Here is a 20,183-nt window from a genome sequence, read left to right on the forward strand (position 1 = left end):
ATTTTTCTCAGTAAAACTACACAAACGTATTTGTGAAATCTTCAGCATAATTGCCGCGATCGTGCGGCAATAAATTACTGTACTTCAGGGCAAACTAGATCTTAAGTTCAATGCAAACTAGGAAAAACCTTGTCGTTACAAACCTTTCTAATTAAACTTTTAGCACTAAAACGATCTCAAGAGCGAGGGTTTACTATAGTTCTTGCTCTCAGTATGGGTTTGATCGTGATGGCAATTGCGATTACCCTAATTTTTCGTGCTTCTCGTAACGAAGCGATCGCATCTACCCGCACTCAAACCGGAGATAGTTTAGCTGTGGCTGAAGGAGGTGTTGCTAGAATTCTAGCTCTCATGACTAAACCAGAAAACGCAGTTTTACTAACTCGAAATTACGATCCAATCGACCCAAAAACGGGAAAAAATTATCTGGGAGCCGACGGTATTCCTAAAACGAGCGACGACACCACAATTGCTATTAATGAATGGATAACTCCAATGACTTTTCCTTGTTTACCGTCAGTATCTCCTAATGTAACTACACTGACTAGTTCTAACAATATTGGTAATGGTCAATTTCAGTTGTTGGCATATCGTTACGATAGTTTAAAGCAAACAGGAACTTTCTTGATATCTGGTCAGAATGATAGTTCTATCGCTCACCTTGCAGTCACAGTAGCAATTAATGTAACAATTCAAAATTTTCCTGGTGCTATTAGCACTCATACTACTTTCGACCTCGATCGCATTGAAATACAGGCACGTAGAATTGCAGGTAAGAATGCTAATATCTACTTCGATCCTGTGACTGCTTTTAATAGTTCTAATCTGAATGGATATGCCATAAAAGGTGGTACAAATAGATCTCAATATCTCGCTGCTATCGGTTCGGCATCAGATACCACAGATACTAGTATTGATGGCACAATTTTCGCTTGTAAGCTGCAACTCAACTTTCCGTTCACTGCGCAAGGTACGGATTTAGGAGACATCACAGATCCCAGGTTTTCATTGCTGTCGCTTCCACTTACTGGTACTAGCGGACAAATTACTCATTATCAAACTAATAAAATTGATATTACTGACAAAATAATTGATATTGATACAACTGCTGGTCCAGTTTATCTTTATGTGAAAGGTTCGTATTTAGATAAAGAAGGATTTCATTTGCGAGGAAATTCTAAAATTCGTAATATTCGCACTGATGGACAACTGCCCAGAGTTGGAGATTTACGAATTATTATTTTATACAGTGGTTCGGGAACGCCGCAGTCTGCCTATCTTTACAACACTGCTTGTATTCAAAATGCTTTTCTTTACAATCGGGATGCAGATTTTAAACTAGAAACTTCAGGTGACGGTTGTGAGAGTCCTGGGAATAGTAATTTTGATGGAGTTGTGTGGGCTGAAGATCTTCAAAACACTAATACTAGCAATACTGGCATTAATGTACCAGATGACGTTCTCAGTTTATCAGACTTAGCTAATAGCTTTAACCTATATACTATTAATAAAATCGGCTCGATTCAGAAGTGGCAGCGATATAAGCTGTAGAGTTGGAAATTTTGATTTTTTTAGTACTTTGCGATCGCATCAATTTCCCTCATTCAATTCACCGTAAATTTACTGAAAACCCAGCAATAATATTCATTAAGATTACCGTGATTCTACGGCAATAAGTCAGTATAGAGTAGGGCAAACTAGATATGATTTTTAGTTTGCCTAACAGATAAAATATCGTTTTTATTTCACCAACACAGGATTTTTATGAATAAAATTGCTTTTTATATAGTAGTTTTAAATGATTTGTAAAGTAAGCTTCTAGCCTGCTCCACGTTCATTAATCAAATAGGATTGCTATATATAGTTAGTGCAATAGCTCATTAGTAATCGCATCATACTATCAAATAAATTAGCAGCGATTCAATTATAAAACTTTCAACATGGCGCGATCGATGCATCTACAGAAATTGCCGCTACAAGATAAAGGATTTACTCTTTTTGAGGTATTAATATCCATACTTATAGTTAGTGTATTTCTTGCTGTAGCAATGCAAGCGCTTTTATTAGCGATTATTTTTAAAGTACGCGCCGAACAACGTCAGGAAGCAATCACTTGGATTCAGAAGGATTTAGAATTCGTTAAAAATCAAGCTAAAGAATACGAAATTAATACTTTTCCTTATTCCAATAGATGTAACGCCACTACTTCTGCTGACGGCTTTGCTGCGGGATTACTACATAGTATACTTGGCACTCCAACGTCACCACCTCCATCAGCACCATCTACCACAACATCTGTTTCTAAAACTTTAGCAGGAAAAAGTTTCACTCTGACTCGAACTGCTATTTACGATAATCCTACTTATGCTTATAAATTACTTCAGCTAACTTATAATGTCACACCAGCAGACAGTAATTCCCCAATCGCAACGCTTTCAACTGAGGTAATTCCTGATGCGTCGCTTAAGTGTCCGTAAAAATAATCAAAACAAAGGTTTTTCTTTAATAGAGATATCAATAATAGTTGTCATTATTGGTATTCTAGCCGCGATCGCAGTTCCTAGCTTTGCTGGTTCTTTAGATCGCGTCAAATTGAATCAAGCAGTAGTTGAAGTCAGAGGGATTTTGCAAGAAGCCCAAAGACAAGCTATCCGTAAAAGTCAGCCTTGCGATGTTATGTTGATGTTATCGACTACACCAGTACAAATTACCGCAAATTGTGGTGTTACGGGCGATCGCAATTTATCAGAGCGAGTTCAACTAATAACAAATATTAGTCAAGTAACAGGAAATCCCATCAAAATTACTTTTGGTATTTTAGGCACAGCAGAATTTACAGTTCTCAGTTCTAGAAACCCTCCTCCTCCAGTCGATCCGAGTGGAAAATTGATCTTTTCTGTTGCTCGTAGCTCCATTCAAGATCAAAAATGTCTGGCTATATCTAATACTTTAGGATTGACAAGAGCTGGTAACTACACTGGTGATTCTACTGCGGCAAATCACATTACTGACGATGGGATTTGTACTGCATCCTAACTAAGAGTTATATGAAAAAGTATTTTGCTCAAATTTATCGTCGATTTCATACTTCTAAGTTTTCTAGAGGATTTACACTTGTAGAGTTACTAATTGCAGTCCTAATTAGTACAATGGTAATTGTCATTGCAGGATTTGCCCTGGTCACAATTACATCTTTTGATAATAAAGCAGAAGCCAGAACAGAAAGACAAATCGATCTCAATCGTGCGTTCGATTTCATGAGTCATGAAATTAGAATGGCAAGCAGAATAAATCGGCTTGAAACTGAAGTTGCAGATAGCTCTACTACAACTCTGGAAAAAATTGTAGAAGACGCTGGTATTAAAGCAAAGCTAGGTAGTTATGGCACAATTGCTTTATATCTAGAAATTCCGATCGACAATATTCCTACTTCATGTCCTCCACCAACTCCTCCTGCTATAATTCCCAGCGATTATCAAGCGGGATTTGACAAAGTAGTTTACGATATTCGCCCTACAACTGGAAGTTGGTTGAGTCCGAGAATAATCGCGCGTTACGGACGCATACCGAACGCGGATGGTTCAATCGATCCTTGCAAAAATCCTGTAGCTAGCGATATTTTAGTTGACTCAATTTCTGATACAGATATCAATCCAACTTGCAGCACCTCACCCGCCGTTAAGTTTGGTGCTGGCGGTTTTTATGCTTGTCTTGACGGTAGTTTAGTCGAACTGTTCTTGCGCGGTGCAGTAAGTGCTACAGAAAATCAAGATGTCACGGGTAGAGCGTTTTCTCGCCTGAGTAGTTACAGTAATGACCTTGCACCCGTGCTATCCGGTAGTAAGTCAGGAACAACCGAGATGAATTTGACTTGGACTTGGAGTGGTACGGGTAATCCAACTTACAAAGTCTATCGCACCGTGGATGGGGTAGCTACAGAGGTTTATAGTGGCTCTGTCTCTAGCTTAGATAGCAGCAGTCTGGCTCCCAGCCTTCGTCCTACTTCTAGTAAACAGAACTGCTACACAGTTAGAGCAACTATCGGTTCGTATACCAGTGCGCCAAGCAATGCAAGGTGTGAAGATTTCTAAGATACCAAGCGAATAGAATGCACGATAGTTAGTTATGAGGTCGGTAGCAAGCTTACGTAGAAAAATTGCTTGAGCAAGTACTATGCAATCAACCTGCTTTGCCATAGAATTATCCTTTAATAATAAACTGGTTATTGGTCACTGATAACTGATAACTGCCAGGGCGGGTTTATTAGATGACTTCGTTTCTGACAGAAATTTCGGGTGAATCCCGCCCCTACATTGGTTACTGATAACTGGTCACTGTTTATGCGATCGCAATGGCAATATTTGCTACAAAATTTGGGTGAATGGCAGGGTTCGTTTACTCGGTTCTCACCCCAAGCAGAGTTTATAGAAGATACTCCTACAGTCGTATCTCTAGCTGGATTAAACGACAATAAAACTATCCGTCAAATTGTCCGTTTCCTACCATCCAATCGTCCCGCCGAGGAAAAAGTATTTGAATACAGTTCTCTGGGTAAGGGGGTACTGTTTTTTGAAAATGGTGCGTTTTCTCAAGGTTCGATTCAACTCAGTCCGTTTGCAGAATTTGGCGCAGAACTTGGCTTGATTCATGGCGATCGCCGCTTGCGCTTAGTGCAACTTTTTACACCGAACGGAAAGTTGGATAAAATTACGCTGATTCGCGAATATCTTGCTGGTACGACAACTCCAGAACGTCCCCCTCTACAGGTTGATGACTTGATAGGTAAGTGGCAAGGGGAAGCGGTCACAATTTATCCCGACTGGCGATCGCCCGATACTTATTCTACACAACTGCAAATCGAGCGCCTTGGTAGCGATCGCCTCGCACAACAATTGACTATCTACTCTACGCCAGAAAACCCTTACCAAATCAGTTCCACAGGCAAAATTACCGGATCGTTACTCTACTTTGAGGGTTCTCAGCCCGATCGCCAAATGACTCAAGTTATGCTACTACCAGATGGCGCTTCTGCCACTTGCCCTCAGCAAGTGCAGTTAAGACAAGCCTTTTTTCTCGAAGTGGGTTGGCTAGTACAGCCAAATCTACGACAAAGACTGATAAGACGTTACAACGATAAAGGTGAATGGACTAGCCTTACTTTGGTTACTGAAAGCAAGTGAGTGGTAATTGGTAATTGGTAATTGGTTGTTGCTTCTCTGTCCCTCTGCCCCCCTGCTCCCAGCTCGTCCCAGCTCCCTGCTCCCTAATCACTGATGTGCGTAAATTTACTGAAAAATTCATTGATATCTATCTGATTCTAGTGGCGATTCCGTAGTGTTTATGGTAGAAATACGTAATATATCTGTTAAAATAATTACTAAATTTATGCCCGTACACAGCTTTCGAGTCAGTAAATCGCAAAATCCTTGGGCTGAGGGTTCTAAGTTACTGGGAATAACATTGCTAATTGGATTTGGCATTCGGATAACTGCGGAGCAGTGTTACTTAATCCCTTCTACTTCCATGAAGCCCACTTTACAGATTGACGATCGCCTCTTCGTAGACAAAATTAGCTACCACATCGGCAATCCTCAGCGAGGAGATATCATCGTGTTTACTCCTCCAGAAGCAGTGATTCAGGAAGAGCATTCTCGCGATGCATATGTGAAGCGAGTTATTGGACTGCCAGGAGAGAAAGTAGAAGTGAAAAATGGGATCGTATATATCAACGATCGCCCTTTAACAGAACATTACATTGCCGAGCCACCGGAATACATTTTAGCAGCAGCGATCGTGCCACCCAAGTCTTACCTTGTGTTGGGAGATAATCGCAATCGCAGCTATGACAGCCATGCTTGGGGTTTTATTAGTCGCGATCGCATTATTGGTAAGGCAGCAGTGCGTTTTTGGCCTCCCTACCGTGTAGGTAGTTTGTACGCTGAAACCGCCAGCAGTAACTAGGTAATTAGGTAAAGCCTACTTTCAGTTCAGTGCATAGAAAATTCCCCCAAATCTCGATCGAGAAATGAGGGGAATTTACAACCACTAACTAACAATCACTAACTAACAACTAAAACTCAAACGTTGTCCTCAACGTACCGACAACAATATCGCTATTGTCGCTATCGTGACCAGGAGCAGTCAGCCAAATTACGCCCGGTGCAACCGAGATATTATCAGTCAGTTGATATCGATACGACGCTTCAACGTGCAACCCAGTATCGGGATCTCTTCTTCTTTCTACACCGTCGCCATCAGCAACAGTAAAACCACTCGTACCCGTTAGTTTAGGTTCCACCGCCACAATAATATTGAGTAGGTTTCCTTCCTTGCCCAAATCGGGAAAACTGAGAGACAGAGCATAGTTCCACACATCAGCATCACCCAATCCAAGCACGATCGCCTTACTCAATCCTGCCCATCCACCAATTCTAATTCCAGGGGTGATGTCAAACTGTGCTTCTACACCGTAGTGATTGCCCACTACCGATCGCGTGCTGCCATCAGCATCTGTGACTTCTACCAGCGATCGAATACTACCTTGCTCTGTCGTGTTTAAGGCTTCGTCATACGTATGGAGATAGGCAAAGGCAACCTTAAATCTGTCAGTCCCGTACTCTAATCGTCCGAGAAAGCTGTTGCTACCGTTAAATAAACCGTTACCAGGGGCAGGATCTTCAGCATTACCAGCTTGATAGCCAAGCCCCAGTTTCAAAGCTTCAGTTATCGAGAATTCTGTAATTATCCCTGCATTCTGTCCCCCTGCATTATAGATGGGGTTGAAGCTGAGATTACCAATTGCACCTACATTCGTATCGGTAATCAGGTTATCGACAATATCAAAAACGTCGTCGTATTCTCCAGAGTTAGCTAGCAGCCAAACTCTTAGATTATCGCCAACTTGAAAACTGTAGTTGAGGTTATCTATGACAACATCGTTATCAGTACCCGTAGCATATGCTATCTGTCCTTCATTTGTAATGTTTCCTACATAGTCAAAGGCACTAAAATTACCTGCTTGCAAGCGAACTTGCAGTTGATCTGTACCAGTAAAACTAGACAGGAAATTGAACCGCATTCTCGTTTGTAGGACTGTGTTGTCCTCCACGTCATCGCCAAAAGTATCGCTAGCCGCCATAATGACTTGAGCGCTCAATTTGGTTGTGGTGGAAAATTGATTTGCTTCTAGTTCGGCGGTGGTTGCTTCTAAAGCATCGACTCGACCGCGCAAAGTTGCAAGTTCCGTACCGAACTCCTCTTGCAACCGTTGTAAAGTTGCCAAGTCTTCTTTGTTGACCATATCGGCAGAAGCGGTGGCAATCAGTTCGTTGACTCGATCTAAACAAGCGTTTAACCCTGCGGCAAATTCATAACGAGTTAAAGCGCGATTACCGCGATAAGTTCCATCGGGGTATCCCGCAATGCAACCATATCGTTCTACCAAAGATTGCAATGCCTGAAATGCCCAATCTGTAGGCTGCACGTCTGATAATTGGGAAACTGAAGTCACTTGAGCTAGCTGTGGCGATCGCTCTTTTGTCGTTAATGTCTCAACGCTGGTTGTTGCAGTCATGGGAGTCACTGAACTTATATCTCCCGCGATCGCTGAGTTTAAATATAAAGAATTGGCAGCAATAACCGCTAGAGAAACGAAAAATGAATCTCTAAAAAGTCGTTTCATTAGTATATACCTCACACCTTTTTACATAATTACCGAGAATGGCAAAGAAAAAAAGTTACATGGATTACGATATTTTCTCAAACTCAAAAAACTGTTTTACTTGAAGATGGCAGTTGCTAATTTCGTCGAATTCTACAACTCTTTTGGCTTATTAGACCTCCTGCGTGAATACTTGAATTGTCATCCACACGCGAAGCGAAACATCTGGGAGATTCTTCACTACACTGCGTTGCGTACCCTTCGGGAAGGCTTCGCCAACAGAATGACATCCATGATTTTTTGATTCCTGCAGCAGGTTTATTCTTTTGAACTCATTCCTAAGATAGATGTTCAAAAATCAGTCGAGAACATCTTTTGGGTTCGTCGAGCGGCGAAGTGATTCTGTCTTTTTATAAGTGTTTAAATATTATCAAAAAATAACTTTTGTAAAAAATGACTTGGAGTAACTAAAATAACAATATTTTGCACGCTACGACTGTATTATAAGATGCACAAAATATAGGTTTCAGTTGCGGTGTTAGCTATAGCTATTGCCATATTTTTTGTAGTCGCGTGCAGGGTATTATTAAGAGTAAACAATTCCAGTCTGGTAACTGCCACCTTTGCCAACAGTGAAGCTACAAAGCAGACGCGATCCTTTCACTTGCCATTCTTGCACCTGATAAGTTTCTAGCAGTTGGTCCTACTTGTAATGCCGCTAAACCGCCCATCATGTATAATTCGCATCCCGACCAGCGCAAGCAGGGAGCGAGAACGGGTAAACCTCTAGCTATAGTTAGAGGAAAGGTATTGAGCATGTCTGACAGCAGAGGTTCGGCAGTCACGTCAAGTGTCGTCCCTGTTGCGACCCAAATGCGATCGCATTCATTCTCTTCCCCATTATGGCAATGCACTAACCAACTATTCCCTTGCCATACTGCTTTGACGACTTGGCATTGTTCTTGAATTTGCAAGCGATCGCACCGCATGAGCCGCCGCAACTGTAGCATCATTGCTGGCGTGAGGGAACCCCCATTTCTAGCTTGTTGAATCAAATACCAACGCTTTTCCCAGTCCGGTTCTGCCCAAAAATCTTTGAGATATTTCGGTCCCAGCCACCCTGGTTCGGCATCAAATAATTTCTCTTGTAAGTTGCGCCTTGCCATCAACACGACTTTAGCACCACGGGCGATCGCACCTACAGCTAAATGCCCGCTAGTTAATCCACCACCAATAATTAATATGCGTTCTCCAGCTAAGTTCAATTTTCGCAAATCCACTTGTTGAGAGTGACATAACCGTTCTGGCGGATAAGGAGACTGAATTTGACTCACCCACTCAGGTGTGTGAATTTGACTGCTACCCTTGGCGAATACTACCCTACGGGCAACAACCGTGCGATCGTCTGCTAGCCACAAGCGAAACCGAGGACGCAACCGATGTTGTAAGGGTTCGATCCGCAAAACCTTTGCTTTGAAAACTGGTGGCAAATCCAAACGGCGAATTAAATCGGTACAAAAATCTTGAAATAATTGCGTTCCTGGCAGATCGTAAGGGGCAAATAATTCCTGGGGACGACATGCGGCAAATTTTCGCAAGGCGTATGGGTTGGGATCGGGATGGTGGACGGCAGGAGAACGTAAATGAGGGATCTCAAAAGCCGCAAATTGTTGCTGCCACTGCTGCAACCACATTCCACTTGGATCGAAAACAGCAAACCTGTGCCGCAGCTTTTTCCGCTTTTGCAGCAAGTAGGCAATAAACGTGAGAGCGTGGGGACCAGCGCCAATGATGGCAATATCGGTATTGGAAGCTTCTGCAAGCATGACAATCGTGCTAGACAATACTTAAAAATGATAATCATTCTTATTCAAGATAGCATCGGGAGTCAAAAGTCAAAAGTCAAAAGTCAAAAATAATCCTGACTCCCGTACAGACGTTGCCTGCAACGTCTCTACACCGACTCCCGCAACTGAGAGTAAATTGGTATGATGCCTTTATCTATCTCCCTATGATTCCTACCAGAAGAGTTTATTTGTTGCTGTTGTTGGGAATAGCAATCGCACCCCTATTAGCCACAATTTGGAACGTACCGCGCAGTATCTTGGTGATGCTGCTGTTTGATGCTGTTATCTTAGGGCTGACGATCGCCGATAGCCTAATGGTACGCCGTCATCGCGTCCAAGTCGAGCGATCTCTGCCTGCTAGACTCTCCATCGGACGGGATAATTCGGTGGTTTTGACAGTGCGATCGCTGAAAAAATCAGCTCAAATTCAGATTTGCGATTATTACCCAATGCAGTTTGCTGTTTCTGCAACTACGCTGACTGCTGCGCTTGCACCCAACAGCACGACAGAATTAACTTATACAATTCACCCTAACCAACGGGGAGAATTTGCCTGGGGAGATCTGCAAGTGAGACAATTGGGTGCTTGGGGATTAGGTTGGGATAACTGGAAAATTCCTCAAAGTCAGAAAGTCAAGGTTTATCCTGACTTGGTAGGATTGCGATCGCTCTCCATTCGTCTGACGCTACAATCGGCTGGTTCAATTCGCAAGCTGCGCCAACGGGGAATCGGAACGGAATTTGCCGAACTTAAAGATTATGGTACGGGTGACGATTTGCGGTTGATTGACTGGAAAGCTACGGCACGTCGCAACCGTCCTTTGGTGCGAGTTTTGGAGCCAGAACACGAACAAACCCTGATTATTCTATTGGATAGAGGACGCTTGATGACGGCTCAAGTATCGGGTTTAAAGCGATTTGATTGGGGTTTAAACGCAACTTTGGCTTTAGCACTAGCGGGAATTCATCGCGGCGATCGCGTGGGTGTGGGAGTATTTGATAAGCAAATGCAGACTTGGATACCACCGGAACGAGGGCAACATCAATTAAACCAACTGATCGATCGCCTGACACCAATTCAACCCGTATTACTCGAATCTGACTATATTGGTGCTGTCACGAGTATTATCAAACAACAAGCTCGCAGAGCCTTGGTAGTATTAATTACAGACATTGTTGATATAACCGCTTCTGCCGAATTATTAGCTGCATTAGGAAGACTGACACCCCGTTATTTACCTTTTTGCGTTACGTTACGCGATCGGCAAGTGGATCGTTTAGCTCATACTTCTACGAATGAAGTGAATCCGACTTATGCCCGTGCTGTGGCTTTAGATTTATTATCTCAGCGTCAAGTTGCCTTTGCTGGTTTGAAACAAAAAGGGGTTTTGGTATTAGATGCACCAGCCGATTTGATTTCCGAACAGTTGGTAGAGCGGTATTTGCAGCTCAAGGCAAGGAATCAGTTGTAGTTGCTAATTGGTAATCGATCATTGGTAAGGATATTGTTATGTCCTAATCTCGCGGTAATAACTGCCGCAATTCTTGTGGGAGACAGCGATCGCAGAATTGCTCAATGACTCTACTATGGCGTTGATATAGCACACCTAGATAAATAATAGATATTCCTAAAACAGTGAGTGCGAACGGAAATAGTAGGGCATCTTTAAACACTGTATAAGCCAGGTGACTTAAATATCCAAAGACTCCTATAGCTCCGAACATCATAAAAACTTTGCGTTTCAACAACACCGATAACAAAATCAATCCCAAATTAATTAGACAATAAATAAATTTTTGCCATTCATCGCTATCTCTCATCAAAGTCATACCAAACCAGAAGGCAAGTAAGCCAAATAAATACAACCAAAAAGCAAAATCTCCATCGCGCCTGCGGGTGCGAAGATCGACTAAATACGCAACGATAATACACGCAATTCCAAACCATAGAGAAACCAAAAGTCTTTGTTCCCAGGTAAATTCATTTTTACCAAATAGCAATGGCGTTAAATCCATCGACATAAAATATAGTGAAAAAGCAATCGGCGCAGTCAAAAATGGAAATCGGACAAACTTGAGCGCGATTAAACCTGAAATAACAGTCCCCAATTCCATCAAAAACCAACTGCCTTTAATCCAAATATAGTAATCTCGATATACACCTGGATCGCCTTGAATCCAAAATCCCGTCCATCTTTGTAGTCCGTAAATTGCTAGAGGAGTCATGCAAACTGCGATCGCAAATAGCAATCCCCCAGGAACTTTCATGTTTTGGCGAAAGTACAAAGTTTTGCCTGCCATTACAAAACAAAACGCATAAATACTAGCTAATAGGAAGATTCCGCCGCCACCAAACGATTCCCATGCTAAATTCATAAACCAACTCATGGCAGAGATGACAACCAAAGCCCCAAAATAGAAAGCTACGTTGGCAAAATTAAATTGGGGGCGATGGTCGCTCCGGTGAGATAATGCTTGCCATAGTGCGTCTGCTTGCGCCTCAGTAATTAAGCCTTGGGAAGCTGCCCAATGCAAATCTTCTTTGTAAATTTTCATACTCGAAACTATAGGAGCGTTTACTCAATCATGAGAGGTAGTTTCGAGAAGATATACGGTTGTTGTGCCACTATTAAAGGTGCTTATTTTTACATATATTTTTGTAGGATACGTTATTTAACGTACCCTTAGCTCAACCCTGGAAACAATGGCGCTTCTTCCCTGTGATATTTCGCTAAATAATCTTTAAAAGACGTACCCCCAGTCCCGACTTCTACTCCAACAATTTTAAGTTGTTGAATTGCCAAGCCTAAATGTCCTTGATGAAATTGAGTCTGACATTTATCGTAGGCTTGCAAAAAGGTGAGAACTGCATTGGCATCAGGATAAGTGCGTAAATGGGCAACTTTCTCAGCTTGCGTGTCACCTACAGCACGACTTATGAGGAAATCGTAATAATGTGCTAAGTTATGTTCTTTATAATGCTCAAACCATTGAGTAATGCGATCGCCATATTTGCGATCGAATTCAGTCTCGGCAATATGTAACTTACCTTCAGAATCTTTAGTCCCACCTACCCAATATTTTCTCACTCCGCTCATAATTTCTAACTGCCGAAATTGAACTGATTGAAAGCCACTTGTAGGACCAATGCTAGTCCGAAATTCGACAAATGCTCGCATAGTGTTGAGAATCGGCATGGTAGTATTAACAACCTCATACAGTCGCAATACTCTTTGAAAGAAATAACACACTTCGCTAGTAGCACTAATAACTAAATCCGTATCTAATGCCTTTGATAAAGCATCTAACACCCGTTCCATGTCAATAATCATTTGATGGAAAGCAAGTTCGCAGATTTGATGTATGGAAATAAACAAATCTTCATCTTTTGAAGCAGTTAGAGTTTTTTTACAACTAATTAGCGCTTCAATGTTGTGATAATTCCAATAATGATTTTTGCTGATATCCAAACTAGGATCGAGAGGAGGTAGAGGTTGATAAGATTCAGACATAGTAGTACAAACGTTACACATAACGCCTATACATTATATTGACAAGAATTGCGATCGCACGATAGGAATTGTGGGGCGATCGCTATATCATCCATTTGGTGGTCAACAAATGTTGACTTATAGTAGTAATCTGAGAAATATAGACTGTTAGTATTACGGTTACACCCAAAGTTAGATTGATGCTGCTTTGAGAGGTCAATAGTATGGATAGATTGCAGCAACTGCTTCGGAACTCGTTCATTCGCCTAGAAGGATTACTGTATCAGATATTTGGATTTTTCCGCCAAATTTTTAATCTCTTTTATCAACGCTTACTGGTTTTGCTGCAAGCGCTAGGATTTTCAAATTCTAGTTATTACGTAGAAGGCGATCGCCAAAATAATATAGAATCGGCAGCAGAGCGGCAAATAACTGAAGTCAAATCAGAAAAAATCGAACCCAGCTTCACGCCTAATCGTCGTCCCGATCCGCAGATGGAATATTACCGCAAACTGGCTGGACAAGTAAATCCGACGAAAAAATAGGAGTTCGGGGTTAGTGAAAGGAAAACGGGGACAAGGAAGACAAGGAAGACAAGGGAGACAAGGAGGTTATTCTAGTCACCAGCCACCAGCCACTAGCCACTAGCCACTAGCCACTAGCCACTAGCCACTTGATAACTGAAAATGCCAGAAGTCCGGTTCGATAAGTACTATCGCTATGCAGATTTGACCGAGATTGTCCGCGCATACGCCCGAGAATTTCCGCAATTGTTACGCTTGCAAAGCATTGGTAAAAGCTACGAAGGCAGAGACATTTGGCTATTAACAGTTACCAATTTCGCGACGGGCGACGATGTAGATAAGCCTGCTTTGTGGGTAGATGGTAACATTCACGCTACCGAACTCGCGCCTTCAAGTGCTTGCTTATATTTACTGCAAACGTTGGTGACTGGCTACGGTACTCAACCTGAGATCGCCCGTTGCTTGGATACTCGCGTATTTTATATCTGTCCTCGCGTCAACCCTGATGGTGCTGAGTTGGCTTTGGCAAACAAACCAAAGTTTATTCGTTCTAGCACTCGTCCTTATCCTCACCAGGGAGAACGAGAAGATGGGCTAGTGATGACAGATATGGACGGAGATGGGCGAATTCTACAAATGAGAATACCAGATCCGAATGGTGCTTGGAAAGTTTGCCCAACTGAACCGCGTTTATTAATTCCACGGGAACCGACAGAAACGGGCGGACAATATTATCGCATCCTCCCAGAGGGAGAAATTGAAAACTACAACGGTATCCAGATTGACATTCCACCACCGAAAGAAGGACTTGACTTAAACCGCAATTTCCCTAGTGGATGGCGACAAGAGCAAGAGCAAATGGGAGCTGGACCCTATCCTGCCTCAGAAGCAGAAGTGCGATCGCTAGTTGATTTTATTACGAGTCATCTCAATATTACAGGGGCGATCGCCTTTCATACTTTTAGTGGTGTTATCCTGCGCCCCTACAGCCATCAAAGCGACGACGAGTTACCTACTAAAGATTTGCGCGTTTATCAACGCATCGGCGATAAAGCCACAGAAATCACTCAATACCCTGCTGTCTCAGTCTTTCACGAATTTCGCTACGATCCCAAAGACTTTATTACCGGTGCATTTGATGATTGGGCTTACGAACATCAAGGGGTATTTGCCTGGACGGTAGAAATTTGGAGTCCGCAGCGTCAAGCCGGAATTAAAGAGTATAAATTCATCGACTGGTACAGGGAACACCCCTTTGAAGATGACTTAACCATGCTGCGTTGGAGCGATGAAGTTTTAGGTGGTAAGGGTTATATCGATTGGTATCCCTTCGAGCATCCTCAACTCGGTCAAGTCGAACTAGGAGGCTGGGATGCAATGTATGCCTGGTCAAATCCTCCCCCGCAGTTTTTGGAAAAAGAGCTTGCGCGTTTTCCCGAGTGGTTGGTATGGCACTTGTTAATCTCACCTCAGTTGGAAATCTATGAGGCGAGTATCAGTCACTTAGGCGGTTCTAACTACCGCATCCGCTTTGCCGTTCAAAATACAGGTTGGCTACCTACCTACGTTACCGAAAGAGCAATGGATAAAAAACTGGTACGGGGTTGTCTATGTGCAATCGAGCTACCAGAAGGGGCAAAATTGGTAACGGGTAAATTGCGAGAAGATGTAGGACAACTCGAAGGACGCGCCTACCAACCTTCTGCACCCCTAAGAAGACAAGCCGATTCTACAAGCGATCGCGCTTTAGTTGAATGGGTAGTATACGCGCCTGATGATGGTACGGTATTCAAATTAACTGCTCGTCACGATCGCGCCGGAGTCGTCAACTGTCAGTTATCAGCGATCGGTGACCAGTGACCAACCAACTACCAATTACCAACTACCGATAACTCTCCCATATTCTGTTCTTAAAGTCATGACGGTATGCTCCGATTATTCCTATCTTGCAGCGTAGGATTAAGACTTTCATAGAGGATAAGAAATATGGGGTTGAGAGTTCCGTTCAGTTGCAGTCTAGCTTCGCTCAAACATTTTATCCCGATTGTTATTGTGACTTTCGGATTAACTTTTATATTTCACTCCTTTGCTGCAACTCCAGCTGTTAACAAACCTCATCCCAAGATTGTCCTGATTTCTTTAGATGGCGCAACACCACCGTTACTCGATCGCTACTTCGCAACTGGTGTATTGGACAAACGTAAGGGATTGGGATTTTTGCAAAGTCAAGGACTTGTTGCAAAACAAAATCAAACTATTACCCCATCTCTAACAGCACCAGCCCATATTGCGATCGGTACTGGTTCTACGGCTGCTCGTAACGATATTAATGCTAATAGCTTTCACCTCGTCGCCAGTCCTTTCAAACAAAATATCAGCGGTTTTGCGGCTCCAATTGGCGGCTACTCGGTGGGAATTGATGGACCTCTGGACGACCATACCCAAACTGCTGAATCTCTCTGGATTGCGCTGCGAAACAACGGTAAGAAAGTCGTTGCAGCTACCTTTCCCGGTGCAGATGGACTCGATATCAAAATTCCTGGTTTAGCAGACAGTCCGATCGTCCAACCAGCTAGCGATCGCACGGTAGATTATACCGTACCGTTTGGCGCATTTGGCGGCGTAGGAGCTAGGGGCTTTAGCTTTACAGCAGCAGATTTTAGCGACGCTGCTAGCGAGATTATTCAGCAACTCACAACCGCAGGCAGATCGTCTTTTAGCCCCGTCAAAGTAACGACTCTCGAAACCATCCCCGCAAGCGGTTCGGGTAGCTTGACGGGTGGCGGCGGTTCCTATAACCTGCAAGTAGCGGCGATCGATACGAGCAACGATAAAGCGGTTAACTACGATACTTTAATTATTTTTGATGCCGATCGCGGTATCCAACCTAGAGCATCTCAACCCCCTGCTACTGGTTCCGCCTACCTTAAAGCCAGCGATCGCACCTCCAGTTTATTTTATTTTGAAGGTAGTACAAATAAAGTCGGTACGAGTTTCTATGTCACTCAACTCGCCTCCGACCTTTCCCAGGTGCGGTTAGCGCGTTATTCTGCTAACTATATTCCTCGCAACCAAGCAGTTTTGGCGGATGTGGACGATGCAAATAACAATGTTGGGTTCTGGGTTCCTCAGCCCGACTTCCGCATCCCCGAAAGAATCAGTTCAGGCTTTGATGATTTTCCCGATTTAGAACTAGAAGCAATTTATCAAGATCAAGTCCGTACTTTTGTAGATTACCAAACGCGGATTGCTTTACGGGCGATCGCCCGAAATTCCGATGCAGATCTCGTACTGACATATATTGAACAACCCGATGGTTCGGGACACCAATTTCTAATTACCGATCCTCGCCAAGCGACTGATTTTCGCGATCCAAACTCAATTGCCAATAACCAAGACCGAGAAAAAATCGAGCGATATCAAAAGTATCTGCGATCGGCTTATCGAGCAGCAAATACAGCCGTGCAGCAAATTATTAAGGCGGTTGGGACAAATAAGCGCGGTAGACCGAATAGTAATATTATCGTAGTTTCCGACCACGGTTTTGCCCCGTTCCACACCGCAGTTAGCCTCAACAACTACCTCAGCAGCTTGGGATTTGATAATACAAAAGTACGAGCAATTACCTCGGGTCCAGCGGTGAACATTTACATCAATTTGCAGGGACGAGAACCGGATGGCACTGTGAGCAAAGCAGAATATGTCACGCTGCAACAACAGTTGGTTAATGCTTTAGCCAAATTTACCGATACTAATCCAAACTATACTGCGGGAAGCAAATCTGTAGCGATCTTCGATAAGATCTACGCTCGTCCCATACCCAACGATCCGAGCGATCGCAACTTTGGCTTAGATACAGGTGAGTTTATCGGTCAAGACAGCGGAGATGTTTTTGCAATTATGCGACTGGGGTACAATTTTGACGGCACTCAAACCCCAGTGGTACAACGTTTGGGCGATCCGGCTTCAGAGACTCCATTGCTATCAGTCCCCAACTTCTACGGCGCTCATGGCTACGATCCAGAATTACCAGAGATGAGCGCAATTTTTTATGCTGCTGGACCAGATATTGGTACTGGGACAATTAAGCGAGTGCGTAATATCGATATTGCTCCTACGATCCTGCGAATTTTGGGCGTGCAACCCGCGCCCACTGTGGAAGGCGATCCGGTCAATCTAGGTCGGGCGTAAAGTCTTACGCAGATCCCCTAACTGGGTTAAAAAGTGGCATTTATTTCCCCCCTTTTGAAGGGGGGCTAGGGGGGATCTCTCTTGTCGCAGTCAAACAATAAAATGACATTCGTTAGCAATTCCATTCGCTCCAGACTTGGCAAAACATTAAGAATATCTTAGGAATAAAAATAAATTCCCGAAATATGCTGCTATGCTTATTCGCTAATTATTCAGCAGTAGATCGTTCTGGGATTTAATCTTGGATAGAATTCTGTCAATTTGAATACAAAAACTAGCTGAATTACGACCTAACAGAGGAAAGCCAATGCAAGATAGCGTTTCCCTAGTGGATGGCAGATTTATCGGTTACGTATTTGCCAATTGCATATTTCTCGATCGCTCGCAGCTAATTTACTTATATTCGCAAAATTCACTCAATACTTAAAAATCATAAGTAAGTGTGATGTATCGATTTACCTAAGTGCGATCGCAACTTTAACGACAGTTAACCACAGTTTAGATCGCTAAAATTCTGAATGTTTTTGCCGTTTACTTAATCCATGAGGAGTTTTTATGTCTAGACGTATGTGCTGGTTATCTCAAGCCCAAGAGGGAGAAAAAATCTTACACTTACAACTCTCGCCCGACGAGCCTTGGAAGCCATATACTACTTTTCGCCAATTCGCCGTACCAGACTATCCTATTCCAGGTGGTTCTAAGGGTTGGGCAACCTACCAAAAGTTATTAAAAGCAGGTTGGACTTTAGTGCATAGCTCCCGCGCTCAAGAATTTACCCTTAAGGATACCAGTGTCGTCAAAAACTCATAACTCCTAAAAGGATTTTGTCAGAGGAGTTAGGAGTCATTCTAGTTTTCTGCCTCCTGTCTCCTGGCTCCTTCTAAAACACTACACGTTAAACCGGAACAGCATCACGTCCCCTTCCTTGACGATGTATTCTTTTCCTTCACTACGGACTAAGCCTTTCTCTTTGGCTCCATTCATCGAGCCATTGGCTACTAGGTCATCGTATGCCACCGTTTCAGCACGAATAAAACCGCGCTCAAAATCAGAGTGAATGACTCCAGCAGCTTGCGGTGCTACCATTCCTGCGGTAATTGTCCAAGCACGAGTTTCTTTTGGACCTGTAGTAAAGTAGGTACGCAAACCGAGTAATTCATAGGTAGCGCGAATTAAAGATTTTAACCCGCCTTCTTCTACCCCTAATGTGGCAAGAAATTCGGCTCGTTCTTCTTCGGGGATCTCGACTAATTCCGATTCCACTTGTGCTGAAACTATAACCACCTGTGCTTTATCAGAGGCTGCAAACTGTCTGACTTGTTCCACCCATTGGTTTCCAGTTGACAGATCGTCCTCCGATACATTTGCGGCATAAATGACTGGTTTAGCTGTGAGCAATCCCAACCCTTTAATTAAAACAGCTTCTTCATCAGTTAGACTAACTTGACGCGCTGGTTTACCTAGATTGAGAGCTTCTGTCAGTTTATCTAACACAGTTAATTCTAGCTGAGCTTCTTTGCTGGTTCGAGCTAGCTTGCGGGCGCGATCGCTTCTACGTTCGATTTGAGCTAAATCTGCTAAACCCAGTTCTAAATTAATCACCTCAATGTCTCGCACCGGATCGACAGAACCAGCGACGTGAATGATATCGTCATTCTCGAAACAACGCACGACATGGACGATGGCATCAACTTCGCGGATGTGGGACAGAAATTGATTGCCTAGTCCTTCTCCCTGACTTGCACCTTCGACCAAACCCGCAATATCGACAAACTCAACCCGCGTAGGCACGATTTGCGCGGAGTTAGAAATTTCGGCAAGCACCTTTAATCGTTCGTCTGGTACGGCAACCACGCCCACATTTGGTTCAATTGTACAAAAAGGAAAATTAGCTGCTTCCGCTTTGGCATTGGCAACTAAAGCATTAAACAATGTAGATTTGCCGACATTAGGCAGTCCGACAATTCCGGCTCTGAGCATGGCTGTGTAACGATCGCTTATTCCTTTGTCAGGATAACAAAATCTCAGAGGGATATATGAAACTTAATTTCACAAAATTCACGGAGGTTTTTACTACAGGTGAATTCTATCCTGAGACAACTATCTAGGTTAACGTTTGTGTTGCAGAATCAGACTTCTATTTTACTTATTGCTGCTAGCTTGTGCTTACCAGTTATTGGTGCGATCGCTCCAGCCGCCAGAGCCGATATCCGCGATTTTACGCTGCACAATGAAACCAGCGTCAATATTCAGGAACTACACATATCTAATTCTGGCGCTGACAAGTGGGGAGCAAATCTTTTGGATAAAGATATTCTACTTCCAGATGAATCGGCGGACATAGTTTTTGAAGACAACTCCACCTCATGCCTTTACGACATCCGTGCTATTACTGATGATGGTGAAATAGACAAGCGCCAAGTTAATCTTTGCGAAACTGTAGATTTCTCAGTCAAGGAATAGCATTTGC

At 43.1% G+C, this 20,183-nt stretch carries 17 protein-coding genes; 12 read left to right on the top strand and 5 right to left on the bottom strand.

All coding sequences use genetic code 11. The features are described from left to right. The first annotated feature begins 228 nt into the window (after nt 1-228). The 6 genes from DSM107010_RS04390 (at nt 229) to lepB (ending at nt 5,961) form a co-directional block, all read left to right on the top strand. Entirely contained in the window at nt 229-1,551 is a 1,323-nt protein-coding gene (locus DSM107010_RS04390; RefSeq protein WP_127022458.1) for a hypothetical protein, read from the top strand. Between the two features lie 401 nt (nt 1,552-1,952). After that, on the top strand, nt 1,953-2,477 hold the full coding sequence (locus tag DSM107010_RS04395) for a type IV pilus modification PilV family protein (protein ID WP_158631736.1): 525 nt from the start codon (nt 1,953-1,955) through the stop codon (nt 2,475-2,477). Then, the gene (locus tag DSM107010_RS04400; RefSeq protein ID WP_106166705.1) at nt 2,455-3,036 is read left to right on the top strand and encodes a pilus assembly FimT family protein; all 582 of its coding nucleotides are present in this window, start codon (nt 2,455-2,457) and stop codon (nt 3,034-3,036) included. Before DSM107010_RS04395 ends, DSM107010_RS04400 begins: the two co-directional genes overlap by 23 nt. Before the next feature lie 11 nt (nt 3,037-3,047). Next, nucleotides 3,048-4,091 carry a PulJ/GspJ family protein gene (locus DSM107010_RS04405; RefSeq protein ID WP_106166706.1) on the top strand — a complete coding sequence of 348 codons (1,044 nt, stop codon included), beginning with the start codon at nt 3,048-3,050 and terminating at the stop codon, nt 4,089-4,091. A 249-nt stretch (nt 4,092-4,340) separates the two neighbouring features. Continuing rightward, a complete protein-coding gene (locus DSM107010_RS04410) occupies nt 4,341-5,180 on the top strand; it encodes a DUF3598 family protein (RefSeq protein WP_106166707.1) in 840 nt (279 codons plus the stop codon). A 205-nt stretch (nt 5,181-5,385) separates the two neighbouring features. Further along, complete coding sequence (gene lepB / locus DSM107010_RS04415) at nt 5,386-5,961, top strand: signal peptidase I (protein ID WP_041462399.1); 576 nt, start codon at nt 5,386-5,388, stop codon at nt 5,959-5,961. 109 nt (nt 5,962-6,070) lie between these two features. Here lepB and DSM107010_RS04420 read toward each other — a convergent pair whose 3' ends face one another. Continuing rightward, nucleotides 6,071-7,681, bottom strand: coding sequence for an iron uptake porin (locus DSM107010_RS04420; RefSeq protein WP_106166708.1), 1,611 nt, complete (start codon nt 7,679-7,681; stop codon nt 6,071-6,073). A 617-nt stretch (nt 7,682-8,298) separates the two neighbouring features. Beyond that, nucleotides 8,299-9,486 carry an FAD/NAD(P)-binding protein gene (locus tag DSM107010_RS04425; RefSeq protein WP_106166709.1) on the bottom strand — a complete coding sequence of 396 codons (1,188 nt, stop codon included), beginning with the start codon at nt 9,484-9,486 and terminating at the stop codon, nt 8,299-8,301. Nucleotides 9,487-9,671: 185 nt separating this feature from the next. Here DSM107010_RS04425 and DSM107010_RS04430 point away from each other — a divergent pair, with 185 nt between their 5' ends. Next, nucleotides 9,672-10,979: a DUF58 domain-containing protein gene (locus tag DSM107010_RS04430; protein ID WP_106166710.1), complete on the top strand. Its 1,308-nt coding sequence runs from the start codon at nt 9,672-9,674 to the stop codon at nt 10,977-10,979. Between the two features lie 43 nt (nt 10,980-11,022). Here the strand turns inward: DSM107010_RS04430 and DSM107010_RS04435 are convergent, their stop codons facing one another. Further along, nucleotides 11,023-12,063, bottom strand: a complete 1,041-nt coding sequence (locus tag DSM107010_RS04435; protein WP_127022461.1) for a DUF2157 domain-containing protein — start codon at nt 12,061-12,063, stop codon at nt 11,023-11,025. 128 nt (nt 12,064-12,191) lie between these two features. Beyond that, nucleotides 12,192-13,019, bottom strand: coding sequence for a tryptophan 2,3-dioxygenase family protein (locus DSM107010_RS04440; protein ID WP_106168843.1), 828 nt, complete (start codon nt 13,017-13,019; stop codon nt 12,192-12,194). Nucleotides 13,020-13,222: 203 nt separating this feature from the next. Between DSM107010_RS04440 and DSM107010_RS04445 the strand changes: the two genes are divergently transcribed. The 4 genes from DSM107010_RS04445 (at nt 13,223) to DSM107010_RS04460 (ending at nt 18,523) form a co-directional block, all read left to right on the top strand. Continuing rightward, nucleotides 13,223-13,543 (top strand): hypothetical protein, encoded by a 321-nt coding sequence (locus tag DSM107010_RS04445; RefSeq protein ID WP_015153606.1) that lies wholly within the window; start codon nt 13,223-13,225, stop codon nt 13,541-13,543. A gap of 141 nt (nt 13,544-13,684) precedes the next feature. Next, nucleotides 13,685-15,382 carry a M14 family metallopeptidase gene (locus DSM107010_RS04450; protein ID WP_106168844.1) on the top strand — a complete coding sequence of 566 codons (1,698 nt, stop codon included), beginning with the start codon at nt 13,685-13,687 and terminating at the stop codon, nt 15,380-15,382. 126 nt (nt 15,383-15,508) lie between these two features. Continuing rightward, on the top strand, nt 15,509-17,713 hold the full coding sequence (locus tag DSM107010_RS04455) for an alkaline phosphatase family protein (protein WP_106168845.1): 2,205 nt from the start codon (nt 15,509-15,511) through the stop codon (nt 17,711-17,713). Between the two features lie 555 nt (nt 17,714-18,268). Beyond that, complete coding sequence (locus DSM107010_RS04460) at nt 18,269-18,523, top strand: hypothetical protein (RefSeq protein ID WP_106168846.1); 255 nt, start codon at nt 18,269-18,271, stop codon at nt 18,521-18,523. 78 nt (nt 18,524-18,601) lie between these two features. On the opposite strand, the gene ychF is transcribed toward DSM107010_RS04460, so the two are convergent. Next, the gene (gene ychF, locus DSM107010_RS04465; protein WP_127022463.1) at nt 18,602-19,693 is read right to left on the bottom strand and encodes a redox-regulated ATPase YchF; all 1,092 of its coding nucleotides are present in this window, start codon (nt 19,691-19,693) and stop codon (nt 18,602-18,604) included. 138 nt (nt 19,694-19,831) lie between these two features. On the opposite strand from ychF, the gene DSM107010_RS04470 reads away from it, so the two are divergent. Then, on the top strand, nt 19,832-20,176 hold the full coding sequence (locus tag DSM107010_RS04470; RefSeq protein WP_106170568.1) for a hypothetical protein: 345 nt from the start codon (nt 19,832-19,834) through the stop codon (nt 20,174-20,176). Nucleotides 20,177-20,183: the final 7 nt, after the last annotated feature.

The sequence above is a fragment of the Chroococcidiopsis cubana SAG 39.79 genome (assembly GCF_003991895.1).
Lineage (GTDB): Bacteria > Cyanobacteriota > Cyanobacteriia > Cyanobacteriales > Chroococcidiopsidaceae > Chroococcidiopsis > Chroococcidiopsis thermalis.

What these genes read in the sequence shown, in the direction of transcription:
- DSM107010_RS04390 (WP_127022458.1), top strand. Translation starts at nt 229, where the DNA reads ATGGCAATTGCGATTACCCTAATTTTTCGTGCTTCTCGTAACGAAGCG.
- DSM107010_RS04395 (WP_158631736.1), top strand. Translation starts at nt 1,953, where the DNA reads ATGCATCTACAGAAATTGCCGCTACAAGATAAAGGATTTACTCTTTTT.
- DSM107010_RS04400 (WP_106166705.1), top strand. Translation starts at nt 2,455, where the DNA reads ATGCGTCGCTTAAGTGTCCGTAAAAATAATCAAAACAAAGGTTTTTCT.
- DSM107010_RS04405 (WP_106166706.1), top strand. Translation starts at nt 3,048, where the DNA reads ATGAAAAAGTATTTTGCTCAAATTTATCGTCGATTTCATACTTCTAAG.
- DSM107010_RS04410 (WP_106166707.1), top strand. Translation starts at nt 4,341, where the DNA reads ATGCGATCGCAATGGCAATATTTGCTACAAAATTTGGGTGAATGGCAG.
- lepB (WP_041462399.1), top strand. Translation starts at nt 5,386, where the DNA reads ATGCCCGTACACAGCTTTCGAGTCAGTAAATCGCAAAATCCTTGGGCT.
- DSM107010_RS04420 (WP_106166708.1), bottom strand. Translation starts at nt 7,681, where the DNA reads ATGAAACGACTTTTTAGAGATTCATTTTTCGTTTCTCTAGCGGTTATT.
- DSM107010_RS04425 (WP_106166709.1), bottom strand. Translation starts at nt 9,486, where the DNA reads ATGCTTGCAGAAGCTTCCAATACCGATATTGCCATCATTGGCGCTGGT.
- DSM107010_RS04430 (WP_106166710.1), top strand. Translation starts at nt 9,672, where the DNA reads ATGATTCCTACCAGAAGAGTTTATTTGTTGCTGTTGTTGGGAATAGCA.
- DSM107010_RS04435 (WP_127022461.1), bottom strand. Translation starts at nt 12,063, where the DNA reads ATGAAAATTTACAAAGAAGATTTGCATTGGGCAGCTTCCCAAGGCTTA.
- DSM107010_RS04440 (WP_106168843.1), bottom strand. Translation starts at nt 13,019, where the DNA reads ATGTCTGAATCTTATCAACCTCTACCTCCTCTCGATCCTAGTTTGGAT.
- DSM107010_RS04445 (WP_015153606.1), top strand. Translation starts at nt 13,223, where the DNA reads ATGGATAGATTGCAGCAACTGCTTCGGAACTCGTTCATTCGCCTAGAA.
- DSM107010_RS04450 (WP_106168844.1), top strand. Translation starts at nt 13,685, where the DNA reads ATGCCAGAAGTCCGGTTCGATAAGTACTATCGCTATGCAGATTTGACC.
- DSM107010_RS04455 (WP_106168845.1), top strand. Translation starts at nt 15,509, where the DNA reads ATGGGGTTGAGAGTTCCGTTCAGTTGCAGTCTAGCTTCGCTCAAACAT.
- DSM107010_RS04460 (WP_106168846.1), top strand. Translation starts at nt 18,269, where the DNA reads ATGTCTAGACGTATGTGCTGGTTATCTCAAGCCCAAGAGGGAGAAAAA.
- ychF (WP_127022463.1), bottom strand. Translation starts at nt 19,693, where the DNA reads ATGCTCAGAGCCGGAATTGTCGGACTGCCTAATGTCGGCAAATCTACA.